This window comes from Aquimarina gracilis (assembly GCF_035285365.1).
Taxonomy (GTDB): Bacteria; Bacteroidota; Bacteroidia; order Flavobacteriales; family Flavobacteriaceae; genus Aquimarina; species Aquimarina gracilis.
In genome coordinates this window covers 45,114-54,731 of sequence record NZ_JAYKLX010000005.1, presented here as the reverse complement: position 1 = coordinate 54,731, position 9,618 = coordinate 45,114, and the positions used below count along the sequence as shown (strand labels likewise).

Genomic DNA, 9,618 nt, shown 5'->3' with positions numbered 1-9,618 from the left:
ATGAAACGATACATCATATTACTAATGATTTTTTGCTTCGCTGCAGTAATGGCTCAAAACCCATTTACTCAAAACTCACATGACATTAAAATTAAAAAAGAGGCTGAAAAGCTTTCTAGAAAATATGACAAGCGGTTAGGAATGATCGAGGATCAATTACTCAAATTTGAAATCAAAGTTGAAGAATTTATGATCAATGAAAAAAAGATAAGAGAGAGCGATCTTTCTACAAAAGAAAAAATTAACGCTTTACGTGGTAATTATGCAAAGGAAACTGCTGATATGAATGATATATTAACACGTCCACAGTATAAACTTTATAGAAAATTAAAGCCAAAGTTTCAGCCCATAGATCCTGTGGTTGTAGGTCAAGTTGAAACACAATAAAAATGGAAGAAAAACATAAATTCTTTATGCAAAGGGCAATAGCCTTAGCTCAAAAAGGAAAAAATACGCAGGGAGGTGGTAGCTTCGGCGCCGTTATCGTTAGAAATAATCAAATTATTGCCGAAGCGCATAATACAGTGTCATCTCAAAAAGATTGTACCCAACATGCCGAACTCTCTGCAATTCAAAAAGCTTGTAAAGTAATGGAATGCAAAGATTTAAATGATAGTGTTTTGTATACCAGTTGCGAGCCATGTATGATGTGTCTTGGAGCTTGTTATTGGGCAGGTTTCAAAGCAATTTATTTTGGAGCCTCGGCCAACGATGCGAAGGAACATGGGTTTATATATACCGATATGTTTTATAAATCTGATGATGAAAAAAGATATAAAGAATTTAACATGAAACAGCTATTGAGAGATCAAGCAATAGCTGTATGGGACTAAAAAAATATAAAATGAGTACAAAGAATTATTATAAAGAAAATGCCAAGGTCAAATTAAAAGAAATAATAGAAAACATAGGATTTGCTATGATGGCTACTCGCCTAGGGAACAAGCCACTACACATAATACCTATGTATACTAAAAAAGTCGACCCTGATGGTAACATTTGGTTTTTAAGCAAGAAGGATAGTGATCATTTTCAAAATATAAAAATAGACAACGATGTACAATTAATATATAGCGAACCTAAAAGTGCTAAATACCTTAGTTTGTCTGGAAGAGCTAGTACAACTGAAGATTCAGAAATTATAAACGATTTATATTCTAATTTAGACAATAACTGGTTTGAAGGACCAGAAGATCCATTGATCACAGCTATTTGTATAGAACCAGTCAAAGCTTATTATTGGGATACTAAAACGAATAAGTTTATAGACTTTATGAAAATGGAAATAAATACCTATTTAGGAACCAATATGGATGTTGGAGAAAAAGGGAAACTAGAGATTTAAAAAAATTAAATAGAGACGCCATTTGGAAACCGATGATACTAACAAAACCGAAACACCAGAGAATTCACCTATGTCGCATTCAGAAATATTGCGAGAACAAATTTCTGAAGCACTGGACATTTATGATAAAACCAATGCCAGTATTTTTCTTAGTTCCCTAACCGCAGGGCTAGAAATAGGATTTAGCTTTCTTTTGATTTGTGTAGTCACAGCTTTTTTTAACAATGAAAACGATGCTCACTTAATTTGGAAACTAAATGCTTTTGTTTATCCCGTTGGCTTTATTCTTGTTGTGTTGGGTAAATCAATATTGTTTACAGAACAAACCTCGTTACTAACTTTACCTGTGCTTAATAGGAAATCTAAAGTATCTGATCTTTTTAAACTTTGGTTTTTTGTGCTAGCAGGTAACATTACAGGAGGAATGTTGATTAGTTTGGTTTCTATATGGATAGGCCCCCAACTTGGAATCTTTGACACTAGTACAGTACAAAAAGTTGCTACGCATATTTTACATGGTGATCTTACAGTGATATTCGTTAGTGCAATACTAGCGGGTTGGTTGATGGGATTACTATCTTGGTTACTTACATCTTCTGACAGCACTATTAGTAGAATCTTGGTCATCTACATAATCACCGCAGTAATAGGTGTAATGGGGTTTCATCACAGTATCGTAGGAAATATAGAAGTATTTTCGGGATTGTTAGTATCAGACAATATTAAGTTCACAGAATACGTGTCCTTTTTAGCAACTGCAATTATAGGAAATGCGATCGGAGGTGTCGTATTTGTGGCACTGCTGAAATATAAAGCTTTTGCCTACAACGGTAATGATTGATAAATAATTAAAAATTAAACTGAAATAAAAATGAAAATAATCTTTGAATACACAAATGTTAGTGCCAGTGATCGATTAGAGGCTTTAGCACGAGAAAAATTAGAATCTCTTGAAAGAAAATACTCTTTTGTACATAGAGGAGATGTCTTTTTTAAGAAAGAGAATACTACATCTAATGAAAAAGGTCATCATTGTGGAATTCGTTTAAGTGCTCCAGGTCCTAGAATCTATGCAGAATCTGATGAAGCTAGTTTTGTAGAAGCTATAGCGGAAAGCATACGAGATTTGGAAGATCAATTAAGAAAACGTAAAGAAAAAATGAAAACTTATTAAGTTTTGTATGTATAGAAATAATCATGGCTAGTATACTCAAGTTAAAATTTTAAATAATTCGTTAGTAAAATATTCCAAAGCATATCATGACTTTTATAAAAAACTGCTAGAGATGCTATTAGATCAATATCCACAACTTTCCTTTGATAATCATTGTTATCTTAGGATCGGGCTAGACAATCTTGTTAAAGCAAAGTGGGATACGCTAATTTCACGCTCTCCTTATAAACATTCGTCTGAAGGTCAAAGAGATGAATTAATCAAACTTTTAATGTCTTAACAGAAAGATAAATCATTGTTATTACTTCACAATCAAAGATCATTATCCTATCAAAAAAAATGAATTATATCTATATCCTTACTTTTTTCTCTGGCATCTCATTTTTATTTTATGGTAGTTCTTGCCTGATCAGGGAACGAATGAAAAAAGAGTTCATTCGTTTTGGATTAGAAAAGTGGAGGAAAACAACAGGAGTCCTCCAGCTTATAGGAGGTTTCGCATTAGTAATAGGATTATATCAGTCTGTTTTTCTTGCTGCTATTTCTTCACTGGGTCTGAGCATTATGATGTTTATGGGATTTGGTGTACGTATCAAGATAAAAGACAGTTTTTTGGTCTCTATACCTGCTTTTATTTTTGGTTTAATTAATATATTTTTAAGTATCTATTATTTTAAGTTAGTAAAGTTATAATGTAAATTTTAAGTACGTACCTGAAGCGATTACCAAACACATGACCATAAATAAAAATGCAGGAAATGATTTGTAAAGTGGATCTTTAATTTTGTAGTGCATAATGATAGATCCGAGAAGTAAAAAAGCCAGTCCTAAAGATGCCGGTCCAGTTAATTGATTGTACCATATCCCAATTAATAATGTGATTGCTAAACTAATTTTTAAAACACCAACTAGATAGCAGGACCAAACAGGTAGTCCGTATGTCTTAAATTCCTCAATGATCGTAGTAGCATTGCCACCTCTCCACTTAGTAGCTTTTTTAGGTTGTACTAACCAAACGTTCAGAATACTAATACCTACGATTACTTGTAACGCGATTATAATATATTCCATAATTTTATAATTTAATTGTTACGAAGTGCCTTAATAAGCTCTTCTTTATTCATTTTTGATCTTCCTTCGACACCTATCTTTTTTGCCTGTTCATAAAGCTCTTTTTTTGTTCTGTCTTCATAGTTTGACGCCTTACCGCCTTTTTCTCCACTATCTGGTGTATTTGCTATCCGAGCGGCTTTTTCCTTGCTGTAACCTTTATCTCGTAAAGCCTCATATTGTTCTTCGTTTTTTATCCTTGGTCTACTCTCCATCGTTTTTTTCGTTTGATGACATATCAACTTTGGTTTTATCCTTAGAAATGTCATTGTTTTTAGTATCTTCTTTACTCATATTGAAAACCTTTATCTCTCTTTGTGGGAATGGTATCGAGATTCCATTATCCTCCAATCGCTTTTTAGCTTCTTCGATCGTATAAAAATGAATAGGCCAAAAATCTTCGTTCGAAGCCCAATATCGTAATGAAAGTGTTACTGCACTATCACCTAAAGTAGTTACCACAATCTCTGGGGTTGGCTCCTGAATTACTCCTTCTTGCTCATTAATTAACGCTAACAATAAGTCTTTAGCTTTTTTGATGTTACTCGAATAAGAAATTCCGATATCGATTTTGTCTCTTCTTATACCTTCTGCGGTATAGTTAATGATATTGTCATTAGATAATTTTCCATTGGGAATAATAGCTAGTTGATTTCCAAAGGTATTCAGTTTTGTAGTAAATATGGAGATTTCTTTCACCGTACCCGAAACACCCTGAGCTTCAATGAAGTCTCCTATTTTAAAAGGCTTAAAGAATAAAATGAGTACCCCTCCGGCAAAGTTTGCCAGTGATCCTTGCAAAGCCAGACCTACAGCCAGCCCCGCAGCACCCAAAATAGCAACCAATGATGAGGTTTGAACACCTAATTGGGTAATAACTAAAACAACCAATAAAAGTTTAAGGCCTATATTAAATAGATCATACAGGAAACGTTCTAAAGTTTCATCATAATCCTTTTTTTGGAAAAATTTACGAAGTCCCTTACTAAAAATTCTAATTATCCATAAGCCTACCAAAAAGATAATTATGGCAGATAATACTCCGGGAGCAAAATCCCAAGCCCATTCTAAAAATTGTTCCCAGTTTTCTTTAGTTAGTCCTAATTTTTCCATTTGATTTGATATTTTCTTGATTACAAATTATTTAGTTTTTAAAGAAACCACTAATCTTTTTGGCCAAAAATACAGGCCTATCTTCTGACACCCAATGACTGCATTTTTCAACAACTTCATAGGATGTATTAGTAGCATAACGGTCTATGGTTTTAAACGCAGCTTTATTTTCGCCTCCTAATTCTCCTCCAAACCCCAACTCAGCTCCTAAAAAATGAATAGGCATTGTAAGAGATTTTTTCGGCAAAATTCCTCCTCCTTCTGCATGATGTTGCTGTTTATGATAATAAGACGCCCCACACTCAATTACTCCCGGAATTCTGGCGGTACGTACGTATTCTTCCAAATCTTCCTTATGGATTGCTCCAACATTATATACCCATTTACTAAAAAACTGTTCAATAAAATTTTCTTCTTTCCCTATTGCCAATGTTGCTGCCAATCGAGAAGCATTGACCGGGAAGTGCCAAATATCATTGATGTTTTCTGCCAATACTTGTCCCATTTCAGGTCCGAAAATTGAAGTTTCTGTTAAAAACATTTTCTTAACCAAATCCGGGTAATATGCGGCCATTGTGATAAGTCCAGGGCCACTAACATCATGACCAACAACGAATATCTCTTTTAAACCAAGGTTTTTTGTAACTAATTTTTTTATAAGATCTGCGATCGTTTTATTATCAAATGCTGGTGGAGGAGAGCTATCTCCTAGGCCTGGCATATCAAAGGCTATACAAGTAAATTCCTCTTTAAGAAGAGGTAGCACTTTTCGCCACTCAAACCATGAAGCTGGCCAACCATGACCAAATAGGATGATAGGACCAGTCCCTCCTATAACATAATGAAAATCTACGTTATCTACTTTTGTTCTCCGATGTTCAAAGTGTTTGGCAAATTCAACTTTATCAAACTTTTCGGCTGTTAATACTCTGTCTTTATAATAAATATCATTGGGATCCGTGCTTATCTTTAAGGTATTCATAATAATGTATTTTTAATTTGTATTAATCGAAGTATGCTTCAATTTCTTGTTTAATGTTTTCCCATTGTTCTTTTTCTCCATTAAAGCCCCTAATGACCTCTTTAATTTTTGATAAACCAAAACCTTTGGCTTCTTCAAATCCAATCTTCGGAGGTAATGACAATTCTGCATTAGTTACCACAGCATCTATCACAAAAGGTTGTGTCGCTTTTTTAGCCATTTCTATTGCAGGAATGATATCTTTGGCGTGTTCGACTTTAATACCATCTCCACCGCATAGTTTTGCGTATTCAGCAAAATTAAAATTATTCACTTTCAGGGCATCTAGGTTAGGGGCTAGTCCAGCTTCTTCCATTTCAATCTTTACGAATCCTAATTGAGAATTGTTGAAAACAATAATTTTTATGGGAAGATTATTTTTTACTGCGGTAGAAAAATCCTGTAGCGACATATTAAATGCACCATCCCCAATCAATCCCCAAACTTCGCGATCCGGATATTGTAGTTGGGCGCCAATGGCAGCGGGTAATCCTACAGCCATAGAACCATGATTAAAAGAACCGATAGTCCTTCGGTCTGAATGAAAATTCATGAAGTTTGAAGCCCATATAGCAGCAGTACCTGTATCAATTGTAAAAATTGCATTATCTGATGCTATATCGCTAGCAGTTTTTGCAAAAATATGGGGGTGTAATGGTTCCATATCGCGAGAAGGATCTGCTTTTTGGTCATTAGACTTTTTCCAATCATCAAATTCTTGAATTAGTTCTTTTAAAAATGAATCATCTTTTTTTTCATCACAAATTGATCCCAACGAAGTGATTGTCGATTTAATATCTCCGTGTAATCCCAGAGTTACTGGGCAACGATTCCCAATATTTTCTGGCCGTATATCTACTTGAATCGTTTTTGTTTTTTCCGGAAGGAAATTGGTATATGGAAAATCTGTACCTAACATTACTAATAAATCACAATTCATCACAGCTTTATACCCTGAAGGATTACCTATTAGACCAGTTAGTCCGACTACATTTTTGGTACTATGATCAAATATGTCTGCAGCTCTCAATGTGTGTGTTATTGGAGCTTTTAATTTCATGGATAAATATTGTACCTGTGCCTTCGCGTCTCTACATCCTGCTCCTGCCAAGATCCCAATTTTTGAAGCATTATTGATTAACCCCATCGCTTCGTCTAACTCTTCTTTTTGAGGAAGTATTACACTATTAGACCTAAATATCTTATGTACAAAGTCTTGGTTTTTTGCTCTCATTTTAGCGATATCTGCCGGAAGCTCTATCCTGCAAACACATTGATGATTGAGCGCTATTTTTATCGCTCTTAAAATTACTCTGGGCGCTTCCTCCGGAGATCTTATTATACCTTGATATTCACAGACATCATCAAATATTTTTTTCAAATCGGCTTCTTGATGATAATTAGTACCTAAGTGTTCTACGGGTATTTGTCCTGTGACAGCGATTACAGGAGATCTTTCTTTTTTTGCATTATATAGTCCATTTATTAAATGCAATGCTCCGGGTCCAACGGTGCTTGCACAAACACCAAAATTATCACCAAGTTCTCCTTGAGCGAAAGCTGCATAAGAACCATTTCCTTCATGATTTACTCCAATCCACTCAATAACATCCTGTTTTGCAATAGCATCAACCAATGGATTGAGAGCATCTCCTGCAACACCAAATATGTGCTTGACTCCTTCATTTTTTAATATTTCTAACAATTGTTCTGAAACGTTCATTTTCTTAGTTTTTTATTAATCTGTAAATACCAATTGAGACTCAAAAGGTTCTGACCATTTCGAAACTCTATCCACAGCAGGGATAAGCGTAGCAAAGACTTCAAATTTTCTTGAATATACCGAAGTATTATCTTGTAACTTACCCAGTTTTATAGTCATTGGTGTTTTTATAGTTACGTTCTTTTTTTGAACTTCATTGGATCGAAGAATAACATTTGCTTTGCATAAAAAATCATCTTTCCTTTCGTTCCTAACTACTCTTAATACTTTTGTATCATCCCAATTAGAAATCAATACGGGAACATCATTAACACCATGTATATCGTAAACAAAAAGATGTAACATATACTCCATGTTGCTATTCAAGTCTAAAGGATGAAATTCAATAACTGTATTGACTATAATATTATTTGTTTTTTGATCATCGACCTCTATATATTCTGGAATTCTATCTAGGGTGACTTGTTTAATCTTTGCCATAATATTTATTATTAAATTATTAGATATTCTTAATTACTGATAACAACCTTAAAAAAATTCCAAGAGTATCCCTGATACAATCACACCAATAATCAAAAGAATGAGAACTAATATGATGAATTTCGCTCCTATTTTTGTCTTTTTATTTTTTTGAAATATATAATCTTGTCTTTCTTCTTCTTTTTCTTTTACAAATTTCATTTTGTATACTTTTTGATTAAACTTTTACTTGATGTAGACTGTTTTTTTATTTACGAATTCTAATATCCCTTCTCGAGACAATTCCCTTCCATAGCCAGAAGCTTTGGTTCCTCCAAAAGGAAGCCTGGGATCTGATTTTACTAATTCGTTGATAAAAAAGGCACCATCTTGAATATTTCCTATTTGTTTTCTCGTAGCCTCAATATTTTCTGTAAATACCATAGTTCCGAGTCCGAAATTTGAGTTTTCGGCTAATTCGAAAGCGTGCTCTTGATTTTTGGCTTTTGTTACAGCTGCGACGGGTCCGAATACCTCTTCATCAAAAGCAGGCATTCCCGGCTTTACATCAATTAATATTGTAGGCTCATAAAAAGCCTTTTCTCTTTTATTGCCTAGATATACCTTAGCTCCTTGATTAATAGATTCGTCTACCTGACGTTGGACTTCCTCGGCAAGATCTTCTCTGGCCATGGTACTTAGTTCTGTTTTTGGGTCAAGAGGAGCTCCAAATTTTATTTTTTTTAATTCTTCCTTAAATTCTTTTAAAAATTCTTCATAAATTTCTTCAACGACAATAAAACGTTTTGCTGCAATACAGCTCTGTCCTGCATTTTGCATCCTGGCTTTGACTATAGTTTCTATGTGAGTATTTAAATCTGCATCTTTTAATATGATACAGGCATTATTACCACCTAGTTCTAATACTGTTTTCTTGAGATATTGCCCTGCGATCCTAGCCACGGTACGTCCTGCTTTTTCACTACCAGTGAGACTTACTGCCTTTACGATATCATTTTTAATTATTTTTTCTACCTGTTTATGAGTTGCAATTATGGTTTGAAAACAGCTTGCTGGATATCCCGCAGTTCTAAAAAGATCTTGTATTGCTAATGCACAACCTGTTACATTATTTGCATGTTTCAATATTGCCGTATTACCAGCAGTAAGAGTTGGAATCGCAAAGCGAAATACTTGCCAAAAAGGGTAATTCCAAGGCATTATCCCCAAAATACAACCCAAAGGATCATAACTTATAAAGCTTTCTTGAGCTTCAGTTTCGATAAGCTCGTCTGCCAGAAATTCTTCAGCATTTTTAGAATAAAAATCTATAAGCCACACGCATTTTTCAATTTCGGCGATACTTTCTTTGTATGGCTTACCCATTTCTTGAGTAATTAAGTTTGCATATTCTTCTTTTCGCTCGATAAGTATTAAGCTGAGCTTATCCAAAAGTTTAGTACGAGACAGGATGGATCCTTTCTTCCATTTTTCAAAAGTTCCCTGAGATTTAAGTAAACATTGCGATATTTCCTCATTAGATTGATATTTGTATTCTGCAAGAACCTCTCCGGTAAAAGGATATTTAGTGATTATATGATTTGACATTTTAGTTGCATTTATTCATTTCAAAGGTATTTATCAGATATAAATATCATTAACGCTTTCCATAT

Annotated in this window: 15 protein-coding genes; 7 read left to right on the top strand and 8 right to left on the bottom strand. The window is 34.1% G+C overall.

What is annotated here, in order from left to right:
* The 7 genes from U6A24_RS10890 to U6A24_RS10860 all read left to right on the top strand — a co-directional run bounded on the left by U6A24_RS10890 (window position 1) and on the right by U6A24_RS10860 (window position 3,212).
* Window positions 1-387 carry a hypothetical protein gene (locus tag U6A24_RS10890; protein WP_324180000.1) on the top strand — a complete coding sequence of 129 codons (387 nt, stop codon included), beginning with the start codon at window positions 1-3 and terminating at the stop codon, window positions 385-387.
* 2 nt (window positions 388-389) lie between these two features.
* Entirely contained in the window at window positions 390-833 is a 444-nt protein-coding gene (locus tag U6A24_RS10885; protein ID WP_324179999.1) for a nucleoside deaminase, read from the top strand.
* 11 nt (window positions 834-844) lie between these two features.
* The gene (locus tag U6A24_RS10880) at window positions 845-1,345 is read left to right on the top strand and encodes a pyridoxamine 5'-phosphate oxidase family protein (protein WP_324179998.1); all 501 of its coding nucleotides are present in this window, start codon (window positions 845-847) and stop codon (window positions 1,343-1,345) included.
* A gap of 22 nt (window positions 1,346-1,367) precedes the next feature.
* Window positions 1,368-2,186 (top strand): formate/nitrite transporter family protein, encoded by an 819-nt coding sequence (locus tag U6A24_RS10875; protein ID WP_324179997.1) that lies wholly within the window; start codon window positions 1,368-1,370, stop codon window positions 2,184-2,186.
* 30 nt (window positions 2,187-2,216) lie between these two features.
* Window positions 2,217-2,519 carry a ribosome hibernation-promoting factor, HPF/YfiA family gene (gene hpf, locus U6A24_RS10870; RefSeq protein WP_324179996.1) on the top strand — a complete coding sequence of 101 codons (303 nt, stop codon included), beginning with the start codon at window positions 2,217-2,219 and terminating at the stop codon, window positions 2,517-2,519.
* 112 nt (window positions 2,520-2,631) lie between these two features.
* Window positions 2,632-2,799 (top strand): hypothetical protein, encoded by a 168-nt coding sequence (locus U6A24_RS10865; RefSeq protein WP_324179995.1) that lies wholly within the window; start codon window positions 2,632-2,634, stop codon window positions 2,797-2,799.
* A gap of 59 nt (window positions 2,800-2,858) precedes the next feature.
* Window positions 2,859-3,212 carry a DoxX family protein gene (locus tag U6A24_RS10860; RefSeq protein ID WP_324179994.1) on the top strand — a complete coding sequence of 118 codons (354 nt, stop codon included), beginning with the start codon at window positions 2,859-2,861 and terminating at the stop codon, window positions 3,210-3,212.
* Here U6A24_RS10860 and U6A24_RS10855 read toward each other — a convergent pair.
* From U6A24_RS10855 to U6A24_RS10820, 8 genes are read right to left on the bottom strand one after another with little or no spacing between them, the layout of a single operon-like run.
* The gene (locus U6A24_RS10855; RefSeq protein ID WP_324179993.1) at window positions 3,207-3,590 is read right to left on the bottom strand and encodes a DoxX family protein; all 384 of its coding nucleotides are present in this window, start codon (window positions 3,588-3,590) and stop codon (window positions 3,207-3,209) included. The two genes, U6A24_RS10860 and U6A24_RS10855, sit on opposite strands and share 6 nt — an antisense overlap.
* A gap of 11 nt (window positions 3,591-3,601) precedes the next feature.
* Complete coding sequence (locus U6A24_RS10850) at window positions 3,602-3,844, bottom strand: DUF7218 family protein (RefSeq protein WP_324179992.1); 243 nt, start codon at window positions 3,842-3,844, stop codon at window positions 3,602-3,604.
* Window positions 3,834-4,742, bottom strand: coding sequence for a mechanosensitive ion channel family protein (locus U6A24_RS10845; protein ID WP_324179991.1), 909 nt, complete (start codon window positions 4,740-4,742; stop codon window positions 3,834-3,836). The genes U6A24_RS10850 and U6A24_RS10845 overlap by 11 nt, the downstream gene beginning before the upstream one ends.
* 31 nt (window positions 4,743-4,773) lie before the next feature.
* On the bottom strand, window positions 4,774-5,724 hold the full coding sequence (locus U6A24_RS10840) for an alpha/beta fold hydrolase (RefSeq protein ID WP_324179990.1): 951 nt from the start codon (window positions 5,722-5,724) through the stop codon (window positions 4,774-4,776).
* A 22-nt stretch (window positions 5,725-5,746) separates the two neighbouring features.
* On the bottom strand, window positions 5,747-7,486 hold the full coding sequence (locus tag U6A24_RS10835; protein ID WP_324179989.1) for a thiamine pyrophosphate-dependent enzyme: 1,740 nt from the start codon (window positions 7,484-7,486) through the stop codon (window positions 5,747-5,749).
* A gap of 15 nt (window positions 7,487-7,501) precedes the next feature.
* Entirely contained in the window at window positions 7,502-7,966 is a 465-nt protein-coding gene (locus tag U6A24_RS10830; protein ID WP_324179988.1) for a hypothetical protein, read from the bottom strand.
* A 48-nt stretch (window positions 7,967-8,014) separates the two neighbouring features.
* Window positions 8,015-8,167, bottom strand: coding sequence for a hypothetical protein (locus tag U6A24_RS10825; RefSeq protein ID WP_324179987.1), 153 nt, complete (start codon window positions 8,165-8,167; stop codon window positions 8,015-8,017).
* A gap of 24 nt (window positions 8,168-8,191) precedes the next feature.
* Complete coding sequence (locus tag U6A24_RS10820; protein WP_324179986.1) at window positions 8,192-9,553, bottom strand: NAD-dependent succinate-semialdehyde dehydrogenase; 1,362 nt, start codon at window positions 9,551-9,553, stop codon at window positions 8,192-8,194.
* Between the last annotated feature and the right edge of the window lie 65 nt (window positions 9,554-9,618).